21 protein-coding genes are annotated in these 21706 nt (G+C 61.3%); 5 read left to right on the top strand and 16 right to left on the bottom strand.

The features are described from left to right. Nucleotides 1-370 precede the first annotated feature (370 nt). Both KKO72_RS18610 and fabR read right to left on the bottom strand, forming a co-directional pair. Nucleotides 371-2032 (bottom strand): methyl-accepting chemotaxis protein, encoded by a 1662-nt coding sequence (locus KKO72_RS18610; RefSeq protein WP_214942586.1) that lies wholly within the window; start codon nucleotides 2030-2032, stop codon nucleotides 371-373. Between the two features lie 710 nt (nucleotides 2033-2742). After that, nucleotides 2743-3432 carry an HTH-type transcriptional repressor FabR gene (gene fabR, locus KKO72_RS18605; protein ID WP_214942583.1) on the bottom strand — a complete coding sequence of 230 codons (690 nt, stop codon included), beginning with the start codon at nucleotides 3430-3432 and terminating at the stop codon, nucleotides 2743-2745. A 177-nt stretch (nucleotides 3433-3609) separates the two neighbouring features. Between fabR and KKO72_RS18600 the strand changes: the two genes are divergently transcribed. Both KKO72_RS18600 and KKO72_RS18595 read left to right on the top strand, forming a co-directional pair. Beyond that, nucleotides 3610-4224 carry a hypothetical protein gene (locus tag KKO72_RS18600; RefSeq protein ID WP_214942580.1) on the top strand — a complete coding sequence of 205 codons (615 nt, stop codon included), beginning with the start codon at nucleotides 3610-3612 and terminating at the stop codon, nucleotides 4222-4224. 24 nt (nucleotides 4225-4248) lie between these two features. Then, nucleotides 4249-5937, top strand: a complete 1689-nt coding sequence (locus KKO72_RS18595; protein WP_214942578.1) for an AMP-binding protein — start codon at nucleotides 4249-4251, stop codon at nucleotides 5935-5937. 202 nt (nucleotides 5938-6139) lie between these two features. Here the strand turns inward: KKO72_RS18595 and KKO72_RS18590 are convergent, their stop codons facing one another. Beyond that, nucleotides 6140-6523 (bottom strand): hypothetical protein, encoded by a 384-nt coding sequence (locus KKO72_RS18590; RefSeq protein ID WP_214942574.1) that lies wholly within the window; start codon nucleotides 6521-6523, stop codon nucleotides 6140-6142. A 103-nt stretch (nucleotides 6524-6626) separates the two neighbouring features. Here KKO72_RS18590 and KKO72_RS18585 point away from each other — a divergent pair, with 103 nt between their 5' ends. Beyond that, nucleotides 6627-7832 carry a multidrug effflux MFS transporter gene (locus KKO72_RS18585; protein WP_214942571.1) on the top strand — a complete coding sequence of 402 codons (1206 nt, stop codon included), beginning with the start codon at nucleotides 6627-6629 and terminating at the stop codon, nucleotides 7830-7832. Here KKO72_RS18585 and KKO72_RS18580 read toward each other — a convergent pair. The 5 genes from KKO72_RS18580 to KKO72_RS18560 all read right to left on the bottom strand — a co-directional run bounded on the left by KKO72_RS18580 (nucleotide 7829) and on the right by KKO72_RS18560 (nucleotide 11940). Then, nucleotides 7829-8737 carry an alpha/beta hydrolase gene (locus tag KKO72_RS18580; RefSeq protein ID WP_371736906.1) on the bottom strand — a complete coding sequence of 303 codons (909 nt, stop codon included), beginning with the start codon at nucleotides 8735-8737 and terminating at the stop codon, nucleotides 7829-7831. The genes KKO72_RS18585 and KKO72_RS18580 overlap by 4 nt on opposite strands. An 81-nt stretch (nucleotides 8738-8818) precedes the next feature. Continuing rightward, nucleotides 8819-9169: a carboxymuconolactone decarboxylase family protein gene (locus KKO72_RS18575; RefSeq protein ID WP_214942568.1), complete on the bottom strand. Its 351-nt coding sequence runs from the start codon at nucleotides 9167-9169 to the stop codon at nucleotides 8819-8821. Between the two features lie 111 nt (nucleotides 9170-9280). Beyond that, nucleotides 9281-9667, bottom strand: coding sequence for a NifB/NifX family molybdenum-iron cluster-binding protein (locus tag KKO72_RS18570; RefSeq protein ID WP_214942565.1), 387 nt, complete (start codon nucleotides 9665-9667; stop codon nucleotides 9281-9283). A 174-nt stretch (nucleotides 9668-9841) separates the two neighbouring features. Next, nucleotides 9842-11209 (bottom strand): ATP-binding protein, encoded by a 1368-nt coding sequence (locus tag KKO72_RS18565; RefSeq protein ID WP_214942562.1) that lies wholly within the window; start codon nucleotides 11207-11209, stop codon nucleotides 9842-9844. Continuing rightward, entirely contained in the window at nucleotides 11209-11940 is a 732-nt protein-coding gene (locus tag KKO72_RS18560) for a response regulator (protein ID WP_214942560.1), read from the bottom strand. The genes KKO72_RS18565 and KKO72_RS18560 overlap by 1 nt, the downstream gene beginning before the upstream one ends. A 232-nt stretch (nucleotides 11941-12172) precedes the next feature. Here KKO72_RS18560 and KKO72_RS18555 point away from each other — a divergent pair, with 232 nt between their 5' ends. Further along, complete coding sequence (locus KKO72_RS18555; RefSeq protein ID WP_214942557.1) at nucleotides 12173-12520, top strand: hypothetical protein; 348 nt, start codon at nucleotides 12173-12175, stop codon at nucleotides 12518-12520. Between the two features lie 120 nt (nucleotides 12521-12640). Here the strand turns inward: KKO72_RS18555 and KKO72_RS18550 are convergent, their stop codons facing one another. Next, nucleotides 12641-13636 (bottom strand): quinone oxidoreductase, encoded by a 996-nt coding sequence (locus KKO72_RS18550; protein ID WP_214942554.1) that lies wholly within the window; start codon nucleotides 13634-13636, stop codon nucleotides 12641-12643. 146 nt (nucleotides 13637-13782) lie between these two features. Here KKO72_RS18550 and KKO72_RS18545 point away from each other — a divergent pair, with 146 nt between their 5' ends. Then, nucleotides 13783-14688 (top strand): DMT family transporter, encoded by a 906-nt coding sequence (locus KKO72_RS18545; protein WP_214942551.1) that lies wholly within the window; start codon nucleotides 13783-13785, stop codon nucleotides 14686-14688. 31 nt (nucleotides 14689-14719) lie between these two features. Here KKO72_RS18545 and KKO72_RS18540 read toward each other — a convergent pair whose 3' ends face one another. The 7 genes from KKO72_RS18540 to KKO72_RS18510 all read right to left on the bottom strand — a co-directional run bounded on the left by KKO72_RS18540 (nucleotide 14720) and on the right by KKO72_RS18510 (nucleotide 21647). Then, nucleotides 14720-15706 carry a Bug family tripartite tricarboxylate transporter substrate binding protein gene (locus KKO72_RS18540; protein WP_214942548.1) on the bottom strand — a complete coding sequence of 329 codons (987 nt, stop codon included), beginning with the start codon at nucleotides 15704-15706 and terminating at the stop codon, nucleotides 14720-14722. 78 nt (nucleotides 15707-15784) lie between these two features. After that, nucleotides 15785-16684, bottom strand: a complete 900-nt coding sequence (locus tag KKO72_RS18535) for a DMT family transporter (RefSeq protein WP_214942545.1) — start codon at nucleotides 16682-16684, stop codon at nucleotides 15785-15787. A gap of 47 nt (nucleotides 16685-16731) precedes the next feature. Beyond that, nucleotides 16732-18243: a tripartite tricarboxylate transporter permease gene (locus KKO72_RS18530; protein ID WP_214942541.1), complete on the bottom strand. Its 1512-nt coding sequence runs from the start codon at nucleotides 18241-18243 to the stop codon at nucleotides 16732-16734. Next, entirely contained in the window at nucleotides 18243-18740 is a 498-nt protein-coding gene (locus KKO72_RS18525; protein WP_214942538.1) for a tripartite tricarboxylate transporter TctB family protein, read from the bottom strand. The genes KKO72_RS18530 and KKO72_RS18525 overlap by 1 nt, the downstream gene beginning before the upstream one ends. 20 nt (nucleotides 18741-18760) lie before the next feature. Further along, on the bottom strand, nucleotides 18761-20548 hold the full coding sequence (locus KKO72_RS18520) for a GspE/PulE family protein (RefSeq protein WP_214942535.1): 1788 nt from the start codon (nucleotides 20546-20548) through the stop codon (nucleotides 18761-18763). After that, nucleotides 20545-21303 (bottom strand): spermidine synthase, encoded by a 759-nt coding sequence (locus tag KKO72_RS18515; RefSeq protein WP_214942601.1) that lies wholly within the window; start codon nucleotides 21301-21303, stop codon nucleotides 20545-20547. Before KKO72_RS18515 ends, KKO72_RS18520 begins: the two co-directional genes overlap by 4 nt. A 56-nt stretch (nucleotides 21304-21359) precedes the next feature. Next, a complete protein-coding gene (locus tag KKO72_RS18510; protein WP_214942532.1) occupies nucleotides 21360-21647 on the bottom strand; it encodes a late competence development ComFB family protein in 288 nt (95 codons plus the stop codon). Between the last annotated feature and the right edge of the window lie 59 nt (nucleotides 21648-21706).

Raw genomic sequence — 21706 nt, 5'->3', positions numbered from 1 at the left:
AGGGCTGCCCACCGTGCAGCATCAACATCAGATGGTGTGGGATAACGCCCATTCTCTTTTTAGCCATCCAGCGTGATGCGCCTCCGCTGTCAAGGTCGCCCCATGTTAGAGGATCACCCCCCGAAAAACAATCCACGCAAGCCGTATCTGTTGGGTGCCAGAAACGGCCTTTGGGCACGCCTGGCTGGTGCGCCCAGACACGTCAGCCAGTCCATGCCCTGATCGACGGCGCAAACTGTCAGCACATTTGCAGGCTTCCCGCCAGATAAAACAATAAATTGGCGTCTAGCCCTTATGGAAAAAGGGCCAATAGCTATCACAATAGATAACTGCTGAGCACCCCACCAGGGCCTGTGGGTCATCCCATGGCTCAGTGAGTGAGGCGACGCATCTCGGGCGCGGGCAAGGTGTTGCTTCGCTGCTCAAGCTTGGTGCGCGGAGATGCACTGCCCATGCCCATCACCGCACTGCCGTTGACACGGAACAGGGCGACCAATTCAGCCAGGTCTTGGGCCTGTTGCCGCAAGTTGTCGGCTGCCAAGGCACTTTCACCCACGAGTGCGCCGTTTTGCTGCGTCATCTGGTCCAGCTGTGTCACCGCCACGTTCACCTGGGAGATGCCATCACTCTGCTCGGCGGCGGCGGTGCTGATCTCGCCAATGATGCCGTTCACGCGTTGAACGCCTTGAACAATCTCGTTCATCGTCACGCCCGCATCGGCCACCAGTTGGGTGCCTGAACCCACCTTTTCTACGCTGGTCTGGATCAAGGACTTGATCTCTTTTGCGGCCTCGGCGCTGCGCTGCGCCAGGCTGCGCACTTCGGTGGCCACTACCGCAAAGCCGCGCCCTTGTTCGCCTGCGCGGGCCGCTTCCACCGCCGCGTTGAGCGCCAGGATATTGGTCTGAAACGCGATGCCATCGATCACACCAATGATGTCGCCAATCTTCTGGCTGCTGTGGTGGATGTCCTGCATGGTGTTGACCACCTGCTGCATCACTTCACCACCCTTGGTGGCCGTGCCAGCGGCGGTGGTCGCCAGCTGGTTGGCCTGACGGGCAGAGTCGGCGCTTTGGCGCACGGTGGCGGTCAGTTCCTCCATGCTGGCGGCGGTTTGCTCCAAACTGCTGGCGGCCTGCTCGGTGCGATCGCCCAGGTTCCGGTTACCGCTGCTGATCTCATCACTGGTGGTTCGCAGTTGCCCGATGTTGTCGCGCACGGCAGACACAAGTTCATGAAAACGCTGCTGCATGTCACGCACTGCCACCATCACGCTGCTGGTGTCGCCCGCCTTGACGTGCACCGGCACCGTGAGGTCGCCCTGCTGCATGGCCTGCACCACGGCGCGCACTTCGATGGGCTCAGCCCCCAGTTCGCGACCAATGCTGCGCGACACGGTGACCGTGGCGGCAACACTGATCAGCACCGCCAGTAAGGTGATGACCAACATCACGCCGGTGAACTGGCTGGCGTCCTGGTTGGCCGTCTGGCTGTTTTTGCTGATGCGTGCTTCTTCATAGTCGATGAGCTTGTTGGCTGCGGCCAGCCATTGTTCGTACTGCGGTTTGGCCTCGGCCCAAAGCAGCGCTTCGGCACCAGCGCGGTCACCCGCCTGCATCAGTGTGACCACCTTGCCCGTGGTGGCCACGGTACGGGCCTCGATGTCCTTGAGCGTCTGCACCATCGGACCCACCTCGGCGGGCACCTCGGTGGCGGTTTTGAGCACGGCATCCAGTTGCGTGGCCGACTTGGCATAAAAATCTGCCAAGCGTGCGATGGCATCGATCTCCTTCTTGCGTGCGTCGTCGTTGGGTGCCAGCACCACATCGCGTACGGCAATGGAGCGGTCATGGGCAGAGCCCCGAAAGTTGATAGCCGCACGCTGGATGACGGCATTCTGGGTGGCATTGGTCGTCAGGGCGTTGTCAATACCCCGCGCAATCAACATGCTGTAGACCGACATACCTAACAACGCCAGGATGACTAGGCCGAAGCCCGCCATCAAACGTTGGCTGATTTTCCATGTGTTCATTGCAATATGCCTTGTGAAAATGTCTTGGTGTGGTTGTGCCAGTACCGCCACAACTCGTTGCAGAAACGAGTGCGCTACAACGGCAACGCGTTGGAACTTAGGCCTTTACCATTTTTGTTGAGATTCGACGTCAAAAAATACCATGTGAGTTATGAGGTTGCCCGTCACCACCTTGAGGTGGTTGACCATCAGACACAGCTTCTTGCCAGCTTACTTGACCAGGGCTTGCAGAAATTCAACGAACTGACCGACAGCTCGCTTATGGCCCACCAAGTCATTGACTCTTGTAGGTGAAACACCCCCGTGAAACGCGAAAAATTGGCCTCCAGCCCTTATGTAAAAAGGGCCGACTGCTATCAAAACAGTTTACTGGCCACCACCACCAAAGCCAGCAAGCCGATCAGTGCGCTGGACGCCAACATCAGCTGGTACAGCTCGGCCACCGACAGCTGCAGCTGGGTCACGTGCCGCTTTTATGGCATCGCAAGCGAGGGCAAAAAACTGCCGAATTCCGTGACAACCGATTTCTGCTTAGGTGTGATGCGCGAAGGGTCCGAAATTCGACTATCTGCGGGACAACAAAAATAAGCCGTCCTGTGGGTTCGGTCAGGGTGGACGAGTAAGGTCTGGAATGCAAGCTTTCTGCCTCAATGCGGGAGCGTCAAAGTGACCCAAGCCCGCATTCGGACCCGTTGTGAGCCAAGTACGGACTACAGACCGGTGGCAGCTGTCGATTGGAAAACTCTCTTCTCTTTCCAGCACCCGGCACCTAGCAGCACCACTTGTAATTGCTGGACAAAATTGTCCTTCATCTCGGCTTCCAGCAAGGCTTGCTCAGGGGGCAGGTCCAAAATCTCGGGCGCCGCGGCCAGCATGGTGGTGACGATCAGGCCACACACCATTTGCAGGCTGCTGGTCGACATGTCGGGGTATATGCCCAGGCGCCGAAAGTCTTGCGCCATCTCGTTGATGAAATGGCTGACCTCGGTGCGGATCGCCAGCCGCAGGATGCGGCTACCGCCCGAGCGTTCGCTGGAGATGAACAAAAACTGCAAGCGGTTTTGCCGGACGTACTCGTAATACACCTGAACGGATCGACGCACCATCGCGTTTGGCGCCACCCCCACCTGGCGCGCTTCGCGCAACAGGCGGCGCAGAGTGATGCCCATCTCCTCCACCAGGGCCAGCCCCAGGTCATCGGTGTTGCGGAAGTGCCGGTAAAAGGCGTTGGGGACCATACCCGCCTCACGGGCAATCTCACGAATGCCCAGGCTGGTGAAGCTGCGCCCCTCCCCAATCAAGGCCAGCGCCGCCTGCAACAGGCTGGCACGTGTGAGGTCTTTGCGCTCGCTGCGCGTCAGGGAGTCTGCGCGTTTGCTGGCGGACGGGGGTGCGGCCATGGTGATGTGTATTTGTGTACAAGCGTATCGTATCAAATTCACATGAATCCAGAAAAAATCAAGATTCATTCCATCAGAAGTTGACTTCCCTCAGCAAACTCAAAAATGACCGTAGACATTCAGTGTACGAACGTACACAATATAAAACAACCCCAAATAACCCGGCAAGGACACATCATGACTGCTGCCAACCACCCAACCCGATCAACTCGCTGGTTTGAAACACTGGTCATGCCCCTAAAGGCTGCATTGCACCCTACACGGGCTGATCCCCTCGCACCCCTGCTCGCGGCAAACGACGCTGTGCCATCGGTGCAACCCATTCCCACTTCGCCGCAGACTGTCACGCATGGCGGCGTGCGCAGCGTCAACCAGGTGGACAGCCAGCTCGTGCTGCCTGCGACATTGCCCGCCAAGATGCTGCTGCTGAGTGCCGACCGTGGTATCACAACGACGATGTCCATGCTGTGTGAATTGCAGGCACGCAACTACCAGGGTGACGTGGTGTTGCTGCATGTGTGCCGCAACCCGGCCGAATTGCATCAGGCCAGCACAATGCAAGGTGCTGCAGACAGCTACCCGGAGCTATCCCTGCTGGTCCATTTCGACGACCATGTTGGTCAGTTCTGCGCCGAGGCCCTGACGCTTGCGGTGCCCGATGTGAACGAGCGCACCACCTGGGTGTGTGGTCCCAGTGGCTTCGTGGAGATGGTGCAGGCCTACTGGCGCAACCGTGGCTTGACCCAGCCGTTGCACAGCGGGTTTTGTTTCACCGCTGTCCACGTGATGTAAGTGATGCGGCAAGGAAAGATCTAGATGGAATCCATTTGGTTGAACAGTTACCCGCCAGGCATACCGGCCGAGGTGGATGTGTTTGAGTTCACCTCGCTCAGGAACATGTTGCAGCGCAGCTGCCAACGTTTTGGAGATTTGCCCGCCTACAGCAACATGGGGGTGTCAATCACCTATGCACAACTCGACCGCTTGAGCCGCGATTTTGCAGGCTATCTGCAGAAGTCACTGGGACTGCGCCAAGGTGAGCGGGTCGCCCTGATGATGCCGAATCTGCTCCAGTACCCGGTGGCCTTGTTCGGCGTGTTACGGGCTGGGCTTGTGGTGGTGAACATCAACCCGCAGTACACCGCAGCCGAGCTGGAACACCAGCTGAAAGACTCGGGCGCGGTGGCCATCGTGGTGCTGGAAAACTTTGCGCACACCTTGCAACAAGTCTTGGACAAGAATCCGACATTGACCCCGACCGTCATCACGACCGAGGTTGGCGACATGTTTGCGCCTGTGAAGAAACTACTCACCAACGTCGTGGTGAAACACATCAAACACATGGTGCCCCCATGGACGATTGGCGGTAGCACCCCATTCAACGCGGCCCTGCGCGCCGGGCGCCAGCAGAATTTGGAAGAGGTGCCGCTTTGCCAAACCGATTTGGCCTTCCTGCAGTACACCGGCGGCACAACGGGCGTGGCCAAGGGTGCGGCGCTGACCCACGGCAACCTGGTGGCCAATGTGCAACAAATGACGGCGTGGATGGCGCGCGATCTGGTGGAAGGCAAAGAGGTGTTCGTCTGCCCACTGCCGCTTTACCACGTCTACGCGCTGACCTCCAATCTGGTGTTCATGAAGCTCGGTGCACGCACGGTTCTGGTGACCAACCCCAGAGACATGCGCGCCTACATCCAAGACCTGAAGAGATACCCTTTCACGATCATCATCGGTGTGAACACCCTGTACCGGGCCCTGCTTGACACGCCCGGGTTTGCGGGCGTGGACACCAGCGCCCTGAAAGTGACCAGTGCCGGGGGCATGGCGGTGCAGAGCGTGGTGGCCGAGCGCTGGAAAAAACGCACCGGTGTGAACATCATCGAAGGCTACGGCATGACCGAGACGTCGCCCATTGTCATCGCCAACCCGCTCGACACTGAGGCGTGGACCGGAACCATCGGCATCCCGATTCCGTCAACCCAGGCGGTGATCCTCGACGAAGCTGGCAAGCAACTCGCCACAGGCGAGGTCGGCGAGATCTGCGTGCGCGGCCCCCAGGTGATGCCGGGGTACTGGAACTGCCCCGACGAAACCAGCAAAGTGTTCACCGCTGAGGGCTGGCTGCGCACCGGCGATATGGGTTTTGTGGACGACCGGGGTTATTTCAGGATCACGGACCGTAAAAAAGACATGATCATTGTGTCGGGCTTCAAGGTCTTTCCGAACCAGATCGAAGACGTTGTCGCGCTGCACCCCGGTGTGGCCGAGGTCGTGGCCATCGGTGTGCAAGACGACCGATCCGGCGAGGTCGTCAAGATCGTGGTGGTGAAGAGTGACCCGGCGCTGAACGAACAGCTCTTGCTCGCGCATTGCCGACAACACCTGACCAGCTACAAGATGCCCCGGATCATCGAATTCCGCAGTGAACCCCTGCCAAAGACCAACCTGGGGAAATTTTTGCGGCGAGAACTGCGTGATGCAGCCGCTGGTGCTTCGGTGCCCTAACCCGTTTCGCCAGTGTCACCAGGTTCAAAGGAAACACTTCAGTCAGGCCAATGAAGCCTGGCGCTGGCTTGCCTGGCGCGCGTGGATCATGGCGTGTTGGCTCTGTCGCACTGGCGTCAACGATTCTCCCGCCAAAACAGGCTCCTGTTAAGACACAAGGAAAATTGGCCTCTAGACCTTATGTATAAAGGGCTGACAGCTATCAAAATAGTTTGTTTACCACCACCCCCGCGAGCACAACCACCACCACCGCCAGGGCCAGCACACGTTTGCGGTTGACCTCCACACGGGCGATCAGCTGGGTGTTTTGTTCGGCCAGCGAGCCGATCAGTGCGCTGGAGGCCAGCATCTGCTGGTGCAGCTCGGCCACCGACACCTGCAGCTGAGTCACCTGGGCCTGCAAGGCGGCCAGCGTGGGTTCGGGCTGGCCCGGAGTGGCGGTGGTCACCGTTGCGCTGGTGCTGGCGGCGGGCTTTTTGCCCACCGTGTCCCACAGCTTTTTGGCGCCCTGCGCTACTTTGGGCGCGGACTCGATCACATCACCCCAGGGCACCATTTTTAATACGGAGAGCCATCCTATTGCCATGCCACCACCCCTTCCACAATGTCTGATTCAAGCAGTGGCCATCTTCGCACAGACGCGGTTTTCCAGACACATTGGGTTGGTACTGATCTGATAACCTCAAACCATGCCTGCCAACGCCACCCATTCCTCCAACATGCCGCCCGGTCTGATCGTCTTGCTGCTGTCCCTGTTGCTGGGCCTGCAGCCGATCACCACCGACCTGTACCTGCCTGCCCTGCCCGAGCTGACCGCCCAGTTGTCTGCCCCGATGGCGCAGGCGCAGCTGACACTGACCGCGCTGCTGCTGGCCTTTGGTGGCTCGCAGCTGGTGTGGGGGCCGCTGTCAGACCGCTTTGGTCGCCGGCCTATTCTGCTGATTGGTCTGGTGGCTTATGTGCTGTCCTCCATTGCCAGTTGCCTGGCACCGAGCATGGGCTGGTTGATTGTCTGGCGCACGCTGCAGGGTGCGGCCATGGGTGCTGGTGTGATGTGTGCCCGCGCCATCGTGCGTGACCTGTACGCCCCCACGCAGGGCGCACGGGTGATGAGCAAGGGCCTGAGTGGCCTGGGCGTGATTGCCTGCCTGAGTGCACCGCTGGGCGGCCTGCTGACGCAGTGGCTGAACTGGCGTTTTGCGCTGCTGGCACTCGGTGTGTTTGCGGCGGTGACCCTGGTGGTGGTGGCGCTGCGGTTTGAGGAAACCGTGCAGCGAAAAAACCCGCAGGCGCTGCAGCTGGGCACACTGGTTGCAACTTGGCGCCACATCCTGGGGCACCCGACGTTTCTGGCGTTCTCCGCGTTAACGGCCTGCTCATACAGCGGACTGTTCACCTTTTTGGCGGCCTCGTCCTTTGTGTTCACCGGGGTGCTGGGTCTGAGCAAAATGCAATACGGGCTGGTGATGTTTGTCAACTCATTGGCCTACATTGGCGGCACCTTTTTATGCCGCCACTGGCTGCCACGTTTTGGGGTGCGTCGTGCGGTGGCTTTTGCCGGGGTGTTGTCGCTGACCGGCGGCACGCTGATGGCGTTGTTGACCTTGAGCGGCTGGATCAGCCTCTGGAGCATCTTGTTGCCACAGCTGATTTTTATGGTGGGCCATGGCATCCACCAGCCCTGTGGTCAGAGTGGCTCGGTCGGGCCGTTCCCGCAGGCGGCGGGCGCGGCCTCGGCGATGAATGGCATCCTGATGATGGTGTGTGCTTTTGCCATGGGCGGCTGGCTCGGTGGCCACATGGACGGCACGGTGCTGCCACTGACCCTGGGCATGTGGTTCTGGAGTGGGCTGATTGCACTGTCCGCCTGGACGCTGGTGCAAAAACACGGCTAATGGGCCGCCCCAGCGCTGAGCTGCCTGTCAGCGGTGGCGAAAGCCTGCTGCAAAAAGCTGATCAGTTGTGGCACATAGGCTGGGGCAGCCTCGCTAGGGTCGTGTCCGCCGGGGATTTCAATCCATGTCACCTGGCCCGGCCTGCCAGCTGCCTGCAGGCGCTGGGCATCAGCCACCGGCACCACCTCGTCCTCGCTGCCGTGCACCAGCAACACCGGGCAAGACACCCGCGCCATGCTGTGCAGGGGCGCAATCTCGTCAAAACGGACACCGATGACGTGTTGCACGTGGCGCAGCAGGTACCAGCCAATCACCAGGTAAGGCAGATGCACCTCGGCCAGCCAGCGCCGCATCACCTCTTGCGGATGGGCAAACGCACCCAGGCACACCACCGCTTTCACATCCTGGCGCCGGGTGGCACACAACAGGGCCGCACCGGCGCCCACCGAGTGGCCCAGCACCACCAGGCGCTGGTCGTCCACCTCGGGCTGCCAACGCAGCCAGTCCAGCCCGGCGTCGATGTCCTGGGCGAATCGGGGCAGCGAGGTGAAAACTTCGTCATCGCTGTTGCCGTGGCAACGTGCATCCAGCAGCATCACCGAGTAGCCGGCGGCATGTAACGGGGCCAGGGCGGGCAGCATGAGGCTGGCATTGGCGCCCCAGCCATGCATCAGCAGCACGGCGGGGGCCTGCCGCGCACCCGGCACCGGCACAAACCAGGCAAACAGGGACTTGCCATGGGCCACCGGCAAACGCAGTGCATGCGCCTGAAAACCCAGGTCGGCCGGGGTGCGCAGGTGCGCCACCCGGGGCGCGCGCAGGCTGCGCAGGATGGCCCGGTGAACAACCTGGCGCAACAACGCCACCAGGGCCACCCCTGCCAGCAGAAACAGCCAGATCAGCACCCTGCCCCCCAGTTCAGCAGGGGGGTGAATGCACAGCGTCTGTGTGCAACCGGCCAGAGAGCTTGGCGGCCTGCAGCCGACTCATGCCGGGGCGGTCATGCTGTCCCAGGCGCTCAGGGCTTCGGCGGTGTACATCAGGGCGGGTCCGCCGCCCATGTAGACACACACGCTGAGCATTTCTTCGAGTTCTTGGCGGGTGCATTGCAGCTTGATCAGTGCCTTGACATGAAAGCCGATGCAGCCCGAGCAATGCTGGGTGATGCCAATGGCCAGGGCGATCAGCTCCTTGTGTTTGGCGCTGAGAGCGCCTTCGGTCATGGCGGCGCGGGCCAGTTGGCCAAAACCCTGCATGGCCTCGGGCTGGGCTTTGCGCAGCGACGCCAAGTTCTCGTTGATGTTCTGAATCAAGCCGATGTGGTCAAACGTGCTCATGGAGACTGGTCTTTCAAAGGGGTTAAAACTGAGAGAGGGGAAATAATACCCCATAGGGTATAAATAGATTGGTCTGAACCACCGCAGGCGGGGCTGGTGCTCAGGGCTTGCTCAGGCGGGCTGACCGTGGCCACAGTCGCAGTCCTGGGGTGCACTGGCTACTTCGGTCAGTGTGCCCTGCAGCCAAGCCGCCACCGCGTGATCAGGGTCGGTTTCGCTGGTGACACACACGGCCATGCCTTTTTGGCGCAGACGTGCCTTGAGGCCATGGCCTGCGCTGGCGGTGATCAGGAGCGAGACGCCATCCAGCGGATGGGGTGCCTGCGGGTCGGGTGCGTGGGCACTTTCGTGAAAACTTTGCGCCAAAGGCAGTTCCAGCAATTGTTTGCCGCTGACCTGGCGATTGGCCACCTCGTAAACCCAGAACTTGCGGCATTTGCCAGCGTGTTCGGTGATGCTGGTGCGGTTCTGGCTGGTGACGGCGATTTTCATGATCATGGGGAAGGGGTCAGTGGATGGACTGACAAAAAAAAGTTGACGACCCCCTGTCCACCGCAACCGCCGTGCCAGCCCCAGCCAATCCGCTAAGTCATTGATTCATCTGTTCAGAAACGCGCACAAGCTGGCTTGCACAACCGGCGACACAACCAGCCCTGCCAAAACTGGCAGTGCTCATGACAGTGTGGGTGTGACAGCGCGTGGCAGCAGCAGAGTTGCAGCCAGCCCACCTTGGGGCCGGTTGGTCAGGATCAGTTCACCGTTGTGCAACAGGGCCACGTCTTTCACGATGGACAGGCCCAGCCCGACACCGTCACCTGTAGCACTGCGTGCACTGTCGACGCGGTAATAGGGTTCGGTAACCTTGGTCAGCTCTGCCGGTGCCAGGCCGGGCCCATCGTCCTCCACCGTGATTGTCAACAGAGCTGGGCTGTCTTCCACACGGAAGCTGGCGCCCTGGCCGTATTTGAAGGCGTTGTCGATCAGGTTTTGCAGTGCCCGGCGCAAAGCGGTCAGCCGGCCTTGAAAAGCCTGTTGTGCCTGCCCGTGGATCTGGATGCTGCGCCCCAGTACCCGGGCATCGTCGGCCATGCTCTCCAGCAGCGCATTGATGTCCAAGCTGCGCACCTGCTCATTGGCCTGCAGGCCACGCAGGTAGGCCAGCGTGCCATCAATCATGGCGGCCATGGCCTCCAGGTCCTTGCTCATCTGCTCGCGCAAGCGCTCGTCGTCGATCAGTTCGGTGCGCAAACGCAGGCGCGTGAGCGGCGTGCGCAAATCGTGCGAGACCGCCGCCAGAGCCCGGGCCCGCTCGTTGACCAGGTGTTTGATTCTGGCCTGCATGCGGTTAAACGCCTGGGCCGCGTGCCGGGTCTCGGTGGGGCCGTCTTCGGGCAGAGGTGGGGCGTCCAGGTCACTGCCCAGGGTGTCTGCTGCCTGGGCCAGCTGGCGCAGTGGCCGGGTGGCCTGTTGCACGGCCAGCAGCACCACCGCCATCACCAGGCCCAGGGTGATGAGCAGCTCGGTGAGCAAACTGGTGGGCAAGGCCGGTGCCTGGGCGTCCAGCTCGGGCGCCAGACTGACACGGACCCACTGGCCATCCATGAGCTGCAGGTCCAGCCGGTGGGCCAGACCAGCACGCGCTTGACCGGCACCCGGACCACGGCCCAGGCCGTCGGTGCGGATGTTGACCGACCGGCCCAGTCGCGCACTGAGCATGCCCGGCAAAGCGCCGCGTGGCACAACCGCAAAAACCTGGTCGGCAGTGACCATCTCGAACTGAACGCCACCACCCTGCAAAGCAGCCAGGGCCAAAGCGCGCTGGGCTGACGGGCTGGCTTCCAACACCCGCACCGCCGGGGCGAGGCGGTCTGCCAAATTGACCCCGCGGACCTGGTTGACCGCCACAGACCGCTCTTGCCACTGCAGCCAGAAACTCACCCCCTGGGCCACCAGCAGGCCCACCAACACAATCAGCGCAAGCCGGGCCGCCAGGGTCGAGCGCAGGCGGCGCCAGTTCGGGCGCACAGGGGCTTGCAGCATCACGGGCATGTGTCAGACGCCTGCACTGAAGCGGCCAGAACATAACCCTCACCACGCACCGTCTTGATCAGTTGGGGTTCGCGGCTGTCATCACGCAGGCGCTGGCGCAAACGGCTGACCTGCACATCGATGGCACGGTCATAGGCCTCGGCTTCGTGGCCGTGGATCAGCTCGGTCAGCTGGTCGCGGGTCAGCACCCGGTTGGGGTGCTCCAGCAAGATGCGCAGCAGCCGGAACTCCGCGCCCGACAAGGGCGTGGCCACGCCGTCCGGCGCGGTCAGCAGGCGCTCGGCGGTGTCCAGACACCAGCCGCCAAACAGCAGGCAGCGCACCGGCTCGGGCTTGAGGTTGGGTGGCAGGGCACGGGTGCGACGCAGGATGGACTTGATGCGGGCCAGCAGTTCGCGCGGGTTGAAGGGTTTGACCAGGTAGTCGTCGGCGCCCATCTCGATGCCCACAATGCGGTCGGCCTCCTCTCCCCGCGCGGTGAGCATGATCACCGGCAGGCTGGAGCTGGCGCGCAGGTCGCGGCACAGCGTCAGGCCATCGGTGTCGGGCAGCATCAGGTCCAGCACCAGCAGGTCTACCGCATGGCGCGCCAGCAGCTGCAACATCTCGCGCCCGTCGCGCGCAGCCAGCGCCTCAAAACCGTTGCGCACCAGATAGTCCACCAGCAGGCGGCGGATGTCGGGTTCGTCATCAACGATCAGAATGCAGTCGCATTTTTCCATGATGGGGGGCCAAAGCCTGGTGTTGGCAAGCCTACATCCAATCCTGGCGGCTGAACCAAGCGCTGTTGCAAGAAGTTTTGTAACGCACTGTATCGCGGGTCAGCCACGCAACACAGCGATGCAATTTGGCACTTGCGGTCACACTTTAGCTTGACATGATGGGCCTCAAATAACCCCCAGGGATGCAGGCCAGAGACGCATCCCACAACCGTTCAACCCAAGGAGTTCCATCATGAAAACATCCACCCTGATCAAAAGCATCAGCCTCGCCACTTTATTGACAGCCGCTTTGTCGACGTCAGTTCTGGCACAAATGGGCAACGGACCCGGCATGGGGCAAGGCCGGGGCGGTATGCGTTTTAGCCAAACCAACACCCCTGGCTGGACGCTGATGACCCAGCAGGAACGAACCGATCACATGGCCAAGATGCGTGCCACCAAAACTTTTGAAGAATGCACACAGTTGCAAGATGCACAACACCAGCTGATGCAGGAGCGCGCCAAGGAAAAAGGCGTGACGCTCAATGTACCGCGGCAAAACGGCTGCAACATGATGAAGGCACGTGGCTTCTTCAATTGAGCGCCGGGCCACGGAACGAGGCACCAAATGCATCAGACCCCATAGCAACTGATGCTGATACAACAAGGGCTACAGGCCAAAAAGCCTTGTAGCCCTGCACCAGACCACCACCCCAACCGGCTACAGGGTCAACACCGTGCAGCCGGTAGTTTTGCGTGCCTCCAGGTCGCGGTGTGCCTGCTGCACGTCTTCCAGCCGGTAACGCTGCGCGATGTGGATCTGGACCTGGCCGCTGCTCACCACCGCAAACAACTCGTCCGCCATGGCCTGGGTGCTTTCGCGGGTGTTCATGTGGGTGAACAGCGTTTGCCGCGTCACATACAAAGAGCCTTTGGGGCCCAGGATGCCCGGCGCAAACGGCGGCACCGGGCCCGAGGCATTGCCAAAGCTGGCCATCAGGCCCAAAGGCGCCAGGCAATCGAGTGACTTGTCCCAGGTGTCCTTGCCCACCGAGTCGTAGACCACCTTGACACCCTGGCCTGCGGTGATCTCCTTGACCCGAGCCAGAAAATCCTCTTCTGCGTAATTGATAGCAAACTCCGCACCATTGGCAAGGGCCAGTGCGCATTTTTGTGCTGAACCAGCGGTGCCAATCAGGCGCAGGCCCAAGGCCCGGGCCCACTGGCAAGCGATCAGCCCCACGCCACCGGCGGCGGCGTGGAACAGCACAAAGTCACCTGCGTGCAAACCACCCATCGGCAGGGTGCGTTTGAGCAGGTATTGAGCCGTCAAGCCCTTGAGCATCATCGCGGCACCGGTCTCAAAGCTGATGGCATCCGGGAGTTTGCAAACACATTTCGCGGGCATCACTCGCAACTCACAATAACTGCCGGGCGGCGGGCTGGCGTAGGCAGCGCGGTCTCCCACCTGCAGGTGGGTCACGCCCTCACCCACGGCGTCGATCACGCCCGCTGCCTCCATGCCCAGGCGGGCCGGCATCGGCATCGGGTACAGGCCGGTACGGTGGTAAACGTCGATGAAGTTCAGGCCCACCGCATGGTGGCGGATGCGAACCTCACCCGGGCCCGGTTCACCCACGGTGATCTGGACCAGTTGGAGTTGTTCGGGGCCACCGTGCTGGTCGATCTGGATGGCGCGTGAGGTAAATGTGCTCATACAAAGTGCTCTCTGGGTTGTTCGGTGCGGGTGCATGTTGCCATGAAACAGAGCGCTGTGTTTTGCTGCGAGAATGGCCAACCACTCGCCGCCACCCGCATGCATCTCCCCCTTTTCACCCCGCGTTTGCCCACTGGCTGGTGCCTATGAACCATCCCCGCGTGACCCCCACCGCAGCGCTGCTGCTGACTGTGCCACCGGTGTTGTGGGCGTGTAACGCGGTGCTGGGCCGCATGATTGCCGACATGGCCTCGCCGATGACGCTCAATCTGGTGCGCTGGTGCTTGGCCTTTGTGCTCTTGCTGCCACTGGCCGGATCGGTGCTGCGCCCCGGCAGCCCTCTGTGGCCGAGCTGGCGGCGCTTCACCGGGCTCTCACTACTGAGCATTGGCGGTTACAACGCCCTGCTCTATCTGGCGCTCAACACCTCCAGCGCGATCAATGTGACGCTGGTGGGCTCGGTCACCCCGGTGTGGATGCTGCTGATTGGCCGGGTGTTTTTTGGTGCTGCCATCTCACGGCGCCAGTGGCTCGGTGCGGCCATGTCGATTTTCGGTGTGATGCTGGTGATGAGCCGTGGCGAACTCGACGTGCTGCTGAATGTGCGCCTGGTGCCGGGTGACTTCTACATCCTGCTGGCCTCCGCCGCCTGGGCCTATTACAGCTGGATGCTGGGGCACCCAACCACCGAGCCTGCCAGCATCCGAACCAACTGGTCGGCGTTTCTGATGGGCCAGGTGGCCTTTGGGCTGGTCTGGTCAGCGTTATTTGCCGGGGCCGAATGGGGTCTGGGCTGGGGCCGCCTGCACCTGAGCTGGACCCTGGCCGGCATGTTGCTGTTCATCGCGGTAGGCCCGGCGCTGCTGGCCTACCGCGCCTGGGGCGCCGGGGTAGCGCGCACCGGACCGTCGGTGGCGGGGTTTTTCATCAACCTGATTCCGCTGTTCACCGCCGTGTTATCCGGCCTGTTTTTGGGTGAGGTGCCGCACCTGTACCACGCACTGGCCTTTGTGCTGATTGCGGGTGGCATTGTGGTGTCGTCGCGGCGCTGAGGCCGCGCACCAAACCCACCCAACCCATCACTTACTGAGCCTTGAAGCCGCTGTCGCGGATGATGCGGGTCCAGGTGTTGGCATAAGCCAGTTCACGGCTGGTCAGCTGGGCCTGGGTCATGTAGCCCACGGAAAGACCCATCGCGCTCAAACGTTCGTGCACATCAGGCAGGGCCACCACCTTGGCGACAGCGGCCGACAGCTTGTCAATCACCGGCTGGGGCGTGCCCTTGGGCGCAAAAATGCCGTAGTAAGGCACATCCTCAAACCCGGCCAGGCCCAGTTCGGCAAAGGTCGGCACATCGGGCAGAGAGGCCTGGCGCGCACTGCCAAGCACCGCCACCACACGGATCTTGCCGGCTTTCTGGTTTTCGATGAAGTCTGGCACTGAACCCACACCCGCGTGGATCTGGTTGCCCAGCATGTCGGCCATCATCGGCGCACTGCCACGGTAAGGCGCGGCCTGCAGGTCCAGCTTGTATTTCTGGCCAATCAGCTTGACCAGAAATTCGGGCACCGACGCTGGCGCGGGCACACCCACCGTGTCCTGTCCACCACCTTGCTTCTGCACATAACTCACATACTCGGCCATGGTTTTGGCTGGTGTGCCACCGGAGACCGCCAGCGTGTTGACAAAGGTCGCAAAACCGGCCACCGCCACAAAGTCCTTGTGGGGCTCAAAACCGGGGTTCTTGACCACCAGCGGCAAGATCGAGATGGTGTGGTCATGCGACAAAAACAGCGTGTTGCCATCTGGTGCAGCGGCTTTGAGCGCCTGGGCGGCGATCTGACCACCGGCCCCGGCCTTGTTGTCAACCACCACCGAGACACCCAGCTGGTCCTTGAGCTTGTCGGCCAGGATGCGGGCAATCGCGTCGGTGCCGCCTCCGGGCGGGAACCCAACCATCAGCTTGACCGGGCCGGTCTGTGCCTGGGCCAGACCTGCTGCCAGCAGTGAACCCACCAGCACGGCGTGTGCCAATTTGCGAACCCGATCCCCCAAACGACTCTGAACCATCTGTGACTCCTGATGAATAAAAAAAGTGACTGATACCCTCGCCCAAACAGGCATGCATTTTCCCTGCCAACAGCTTTGTCAGCGCCCCCGCATGAAGACAAAAATGCCCGCAATCACCAGCAGCGTTCCTGCCGCGACCCAGCCTGTGAAGGGCTCCCCCAGCAGCAGCGCCCCCATGGCGATGGTGGACATCGGGCCGACCATGCCGGTCTGCGCGGCCAGCGAGGCACCGATGCGCTCAATGGCCATCATCACCATCAGCACCGGTGCGGCGGTGCACAGGGTGGCGTTCACCACCGACAGCCAGATCACCTCGGGCGCCACCAGGGCCGCACTCATCGGGCGCAGCAGCACAAATTGCGCAATACACAACACACAGGCCACCAGCGTGGCCAGACCGACCAGACGCAGGGAGCCCAAGCGCTTGACCAGCTCACCACTGAAACTCAGGTACACCGCATAACTGATGGCGCTGCCAAACACCAGCGCCGCACCGAGCGCCGCATGGCTGCCAGCGAGCCCAATCTCATGGCCAAACACCAGCAACACCCCGAGGTAGCTGATGGCCATGCCCAGTGCTTGGTAACGGGTGATGTGGCGCTGGTAGAGCAGCCGCCCGAGGATCAGCACCAGCGTCGGGTTCAGGTACAAAATCAGCCGCTCCAGCGAGGCGCTGATGTAGGCCAGCCCGGCAAAGTCCAGAAAACTGGCCAGGTAATAACCCGAAAAACCCAGGCCCAGCACACCCCACCAGTCGCGCCGGGTCAAGGGTGGTTTGCCCCGACTCGCCCACCAGGCCATCAAGGCAAAGATCGGCAGCGCAAACAACATGCGGTACATGATCAGCGTGACCGCATCCACGCCGTAGCGGTAGGCCAGTTTGACGATGATCGCTTTGCCGCTGAACGCAATCGCGCCGAAGGTTGCCAGCAGCAAACCGAACGCTATGTTTTGTGGAGCTTCCTGCCCTTTAGACATAAGGGCTACAGGTTGATTTCTTATAAATTTTTGAGAAAGTCACCAAGCTAGTCTTCCACAAAGGCAGCTTCGCGTTGGCGCTTGATGGCTGGCAGCAAGACCACCAGCAACATCGCCACCGCCGCAGCCAGCAAACCGGCCGACAGCGGCCGCGTCACCAGCACACTCCAGTCACCACGCGAGAGCAGCAAGGCACGGCGCAGATTTTCCTCCATCATCGGGCCCAGGATAAAACCCAGCAGCAGCGGCGCAGGCTCCAGCCCGAGTTTGATGAACACATAACCAATCACCCCAAACAGCCCCACCATCCAGATGTCCCAGGTGTTGTTGTTGGTGCTGTACACCCCGATCGCGCAGAACAACACAATCGCCGGGAACAGCCAGCGGTAGGGTACGGAGAGCAGCTTGATCCAGATACCGATCAGCGGCAGGTTCAGCACCACCAGCATCGCGTTGCCAATCCACATCGAGGCAATCAGGCCCCAGAACAGCTCGGGGTTGCTGCTCATCACCTGCGGGCCGGGCTGGATGTTGTGGATGGTCATGGCGCCCACCATCAGCGCCATCACCGCATTGGGTGGGATGCCTAGGGTGAGCAAGGGGATGAACGAGGTCTGTGCACCCGCGTTGTTGGCAGCCTCGGGCGCGGCCACACCCCGGATATTGCCTTCGCCAAACGGCACCTCGCCGGTGTGCAGCTTGGTTTTTTTCTCGACGCTGTATGCCGCAAACGCCGCCAGCAAAGCACCGCCTCCCGGCAGAATGCCCAGAATCGAGCCAATGCTGGTGCCACGCAGCACCGCGGGCAACATGCGTTTGAAGTCCTCACGTGTCGGCATCAGGCCGTGCACTTTGGAAGTGAAGACCTCGCGGTGCGCCTCCTTGACCGACAGGTTGGCAATGATTTCGCCGTAGCCAAAAACCCCCATGGCGATCACGATGAAACCAATGCCATCGGTCAGCTCAGGTATATCAAAGGCAAACCGCGCCACACCCGAGTTCACATCGGTGCCAACCAGGCCCAGCAGCAGGCCCAGCACAATCATCGCCACCGCCTTGAGCAAGGAGCCCGAGGCCAGCACCACCGCACCAATCAACCCAAGAACCATCAGTGAAAAATACTCGGCGGGCCCAAACTTGAACGCCACCTCAGTCAACGGTCCGGCAAAGGCCGCCAGAATCAGCGTACCCACACTGCCTGCAAAAAAGGACCCGAGCCCGGCCGCAGCCAGCGCCGGCCCGGCCCGACCCTTGCGCGCCATCTGGTAACCATCAATGACCGTGACCACCGAGGACGCTTCTCCCGGCAGATTCACCAGGATGGCGGTGGTTGAACCACCATACTGCGCACCGTAATAAATGCCCGCCAACATGATCAGCGCCGACACCGGCGGCAACGCATAGGTGGCTGGCAGCAACATGGCAATCGTGGCCACCGGGCCAATACCGGGCAGCACCCCGATCAGGGTACCCAGCAGACAACCCACAAAGGCGTAGAGCAGGTTGATCGGTGTGACCGCCACACCAAAACCCATGGACAAGTTGGTGATCAGATCCATCACGCCCCCTGCCCCAAGGACACAACAGGCCAGACCGGCAGTTGCAGCTGCAACAAGAGCACAAAGGCCAGGTAGCTGCCGACAGCCAGCACCAAGGCCAGCAGCAGGCTTTCTTTCAGGTTGAAGCGTTCACCGGCCAGGCCTGCCACCAGGGTCAGGCCAAATATCGCCACGATGAAGCCCATGGCAGGCCAGTTCAAGCTGGGCAGCCCACCCAGCAGCACCCCGAACAACAGGTTGGCCGCCACAATGAAAAACAGCGGCTTCCAGGCCCAAGGACCAACCGCCAGACGCTGATCAAGCGCTTTACGCCAACCGCGCAGCAAAATCAGTACCCCCAGCAGCGCCAGCAGCACCCCCAACACCATCGGGAAATAACCTGGCCCCATGCGGGCACTGGTGCCCACCGTGTAAGAGGTTGCGCCCCAGGCAAACGCTGAACCCACCAGCGCCAGCAACGCACCCGCATACACATCTTTGTCTTGCACAACCGACATCCCAACGACTCCTTGTGAATTTAATACTCTGGCGACGGTGTGCTGGACAAGACTTCCTCCAGCACCGTCAAGCCTTCCGCGACCCGCAAAGCCCCCGCCAGCCGCAGCGGGCGCATGCCATCACTGATAGCCTGGCGCTTGAGCGCATCGGCGTTGGGCTCACGGTTGATCTGGGACCTGAAGGCCTCCGACACCACCAGCAACTCATACAAACCCATGCGCCCGCGAAAACCCGTCATACGGCAATCGACACAACCCACCGGCTTGAACGGCTTGTAACTGCCACTGAGCTGCCAGGGCTTGACCGCCAGCTCCAGCGTCTCGCGCGAGGCTCCAGGATCGGGCGCCTTGCACAGCGGGCACAGGGTGCGCACCAGCCGTTGCGCCAGCACACCCAGCAGCGTGGCGTTGATCAGATACGCGGGCACACCCAGCTCCATCAGCCGGGTGATGGCAGACGGTGCGTCATTGGTGTGTAGGGTGGAGAACACCAGGTGCCCGGTCAGCGCCGCCTGCACAGCCATCTCGGCGGTAGCCTGATCGCGGATTTCACCGACCATGATGATGTCAGGGTCCTGGCGCATCAAGGCCCGAAGGCCTTCGGGGAAGCCAAAGTCGAGCTGGATCTGCACCTGGGTCTGGTTGAACGAGGCCTCGATCATCTCGATCGGGTCTTCCACGGTGCTCACGTTGACCTCTTCAGTGGCCACGCGCTTGAGGGTGGAATACAGCGTGGTGGTTTTGCCCGAGCCGGTCGGGCCAGTCACCAAAATGATGCCGTTGGGGCGCTTGACCAGCGCTTCCCAGCGCTCGGCATCGTGTTTGGAGAAACCCAGCGCGTCCAGCTCCTTGACCGTGGTCTCCGGGTCAAAAATCCGCATCACCATCTTTTCACCAAAAGCGGTGGGCAGGGTCGAAATCCGCATCTCGACCTCGGCCCCGCCGGGGTTGCGGGTCTTGATGCGGCCATCCTGCGGTCGGCGTTTTTCCACCACGTCCATACGGCTGAGCAGCTTGATGCGTGCGGTCATCGCGGTGAGCACGCCCATCGGCATCTGGTAGACCGGGTGCAACACACCGTCGATGCGGAAACGGATCACACCTTGCTCGCGCCGGGGCTCCAAGTGGATGTCACTGGCGCGCTGGTCAAACGCGTATTGCCACAACCAATCCACCACCTGCACCACACTCTGGTCGTTGGCGTCGAGCTGTTTGTTGCTTTTGCCGAGTTCAACCAATTGCTCAAAACTGGAGCCCACATTGGCGCCCGACTTGGCCGCGGCGCGTACCGACTTGGCCAGGGCAAAAAATTCCACCGTGTAGCGGTGGATGTCCTGCGGGTTCGCCACCACACGGCGCACGCTGCGCCGTGCCTGGCGTTCGACCTCGCCGACCCAGTCGGTCATGAAAGGCTCTGCCGTGGCCACCACAATCTCGTGGGCACTGACCTGCACTGGCAAGATTTTGTGGCGCTCGGCGTAAGCCGGACTCATGGTGTCGGCCACCTTGCCCACATCCACCTTGAGTGGGTCAATACGCAGATAGGCCAGTTTCACATGACCGGCCAGCCACTGGGTCAGCGACTCCAGGTCCATCGGCTTGTCGTCTGCGGCCCGATGCACCGCCACGCTGGCCAGACGCAACAAGGGATGCTGCACGCTTTCGGCCTGGGCGCAGCGGGTGTGGATGCGCTGGGCCTCCTGCGCCGAGATGGTGCCATCCGCCTTGAGCCAGGACACCAGACTGCGCCAGTCCAACGGACCCGTGTGGGCCTCAGCGCGGTGTTTGGCAGACGGCGCGGGGGTCATGACAACATCGGCTTGAACACCCGCACCCATTTGGCGGCGGGCAGCCCCCAACGCGCCTCGATGATGGCAGCACGTGCCATCAAGACCTCGCGTTTGGGCCGTGTGGGGGTATGTTGTGCCAGCACCACGGTGTTGCCCTCACGCGTGGGTTTGAACGCCCAGATGGCCTCTTTGCCAAAGGCTGCCGACATTTTTTCGACACTGCGCTCAAAACTCGAGGCGCGGCCAAACAGGTTGACCGTCATGCAACCCTCGGGCGTCAACAAACGGCGGCAGTGGTTGTAGAACGGCAGGCTGTCCAGCACTGGTGCGGCGGCCTCGCGGTCGTAGAGGTCCACCTGCAAGGCGTCCACCGTGCCCCACCACTTGGGATTGAGTATTTCCTGAGCAGCATCGGCCAGTACCACCCGCATCGTCGGGCTGTCGGCAGGCAATTTGAAATGGGTGCGACACATGGCGAGAACTTGTGGGTTGAGTTCAATGGCCGTGGTTTTGATGCGCAATTCCTTGGCGCAAAACTTGGTCAAGGAGCCCGCGCCCAGGCCCAGTTGCATGGCTTGGCGGTCTGTCACCGTCTCTGGATCGACAAACAGCAACCAAGCCATCATGCGCTGCACGTACTCATGCACCAATCCGATGGTGTCTTCCAGATACATGGAGCCCTGAATCCATTCGCTGCCCAGATGCAGGTGCCGAATGTTGTCGTCGTCAGAGAAGTTGACTTCGGGAAGTTGTGAGGTGCGTTTTTTCAAGATGCCGGATTATCCCCAATCGCCTGGGCTGTCAACGGCGGCAACCCCCACCGACCGGCTTAAACAGCGCTGTTTTGCCCACCCGAGCGGTCGTTCACAAAACCAAAGGCAAAACTCAGTGCTTCTTGCAATGAATCTTCCATGGCGCGGCGCTCCGGCTCGGTCAGGTAAAACATCATGTCGACGTCGTGACGCAAATAACGCGCGGGCAGTCGGTTGAGCGCTACACAGGCCACATCGGCCAGCATATCGGCGCTGAAGTCAGGGTGAGAGCCAGACATTTTGGCCACCGCCTCAAACACAACAGGCTCAAAATAGTTGTGAATCTGCTCAAAGTTGATGATCATAAGAATGACTCTAAAAGGTGTTTGACCCGTCAAGACAAGCGTGCCAAAGCTTCCGGACC

This window comes from Rhodoferax sp. U11-2br, assembly GCF_018619435.1.
In the GTDB taxonomy this organism is placed as follows: domain Bacteria; phylum Pseudomonadota; class Gammaproteobacteria; order Burkholderiales; family Burkholderiaceae_C; genus Rhodoferax.
The sequence above is the reverse complement of the archived record's forward strand: the minus strand, read 5'-3'. Positions and strand labels throughout refer to the sequence as shown.

Coding starts and splice junctions, on each gene's coding strand:
- KKO72_RS18575 (WP_214942568.1), bottom strand. CDS start 9,169: ATGAGCACGTTTGACCACATCGGCTTGATTCAGAACATCAACGAGAAC.
- KKO72_RS18530 (WP_214942541.1), bottom strand. CDS start 18,243: ATGGATCTGATCACCAACTTGTCCATGGGTTTTGGTGTGGCGGTCACA.
- KKO72_RS18600 (WP_214942580.1), top strand. CDS start 3,610: ATGACTGCTGCCAACCACCCAACCCGATCAACTCGCTGGTTTGAAACA.
- KKO72_RS18540 (WP_214942548.1), bottom strand. CDS start 15,706: ATGGTTCAGAGTCGTTTGGGGGATCGGGTTCGCAAATTGGCACACGCC.
- KKO72_RS18565 (WP_214942562.1), bottom strand. CDS start 11,209: ATGCTGCAAGCCCCTGTGCGCCCGAACTGGCGCCGCCTGCGCTCGACC.
- KKO72_RS18510 (WP_214942532.1), bottom strand. CDS start 21,647: ATGATCATCAACTTTGAGCAGATTCACAACTATTTTGAGCCTGTTGTG.
- fabR (WP_214942583.1), bottom strand. CDS start 3,432: ATGGCCGCACCCCCGTCCGCCAGCAAACGCGCAGACTCCCTGACGCGC.
- KKO72_RS18555 (WP_214942557.1), top strand. CDS start 12,173: ATGAAAACATCCACCCTGATCAAAAGCATCAGCCTCGCCACTTTATTG.
- KKO72_RS18550 (WP_214942554.1), bottom strand. CDS start 13,636: ATGAGCACATTTACCTCACGCGCCATCCAGATCGACCAGCACGGTGGC.
- KKO72_RS18560 (WP_214942560.1), bottom strand. CDS start 11,940: ATGGAAAAATGCGACTGCATTCTGATCGTTGATGACGAACCCGACATC.
- KKO72_RS18610 (WP_214942586.1), bottom strand. CDS start 2,032: ATGAACACATGGAAAATCAGCCAACGTTTGATGGCGGGCTTCGGCCTA.
- KKO72_RS18525 (WP_214942538.1), bottom strand. CDS start 18,740: ATGTCGGTTGTGCAAGACAAAGATGTGTATGCGGGTGCGTTGCTGGCG.
- KKO72_RS18595 (WP_214942578.1), top strand. CDS start 4,249: ATGGAATCCATTTGGTTGAACAGTTACCCGCCAGGCATACCGGCCGAG.
- KKO72_RS18545 (WP_214942551.1), top strand. CDS start 13,783: ATGAACCATCCCCGCGTGACCCCCACCGCAGCGCTGCTGCTGACTGTG.
- KKO72_RS18590 (WP_214942574.1), bottom strand. CDS start 6,523: ATGGCAATAGGATGGCTCTCCGTATTAAAAATGGTGCCCTGGGGTGAT.
- KKO72_RS18520 (WP_214942535.1), bottom strand. CDS start 20,548: ATGACCCCCGCGCCGTCTGCCAAACACCGCGCTGAGGCCCACACGGGT.
- KKO72_RS18570 (WP_214942565.1), bottom strand. CDS start 9,667: ATGATCATGAAAATCGCCGTCACCAGCCAGAACCGCACCAGCATCACC.
- KKO72_RS18585 (WP_214942571.1), top strand. CDS start 6,627: ATGCCTGCCAACGCCACCCATTCCTCCAACATGCCGCCCGGTCTGATC.
- KKO72_RS18535 (WP_214942545.1), bottom strand. CDS start 16,684: ATGTCTAAAGGGCAGGAAGCTCCACAAAACATAGCGTTCGGTTTGCTG.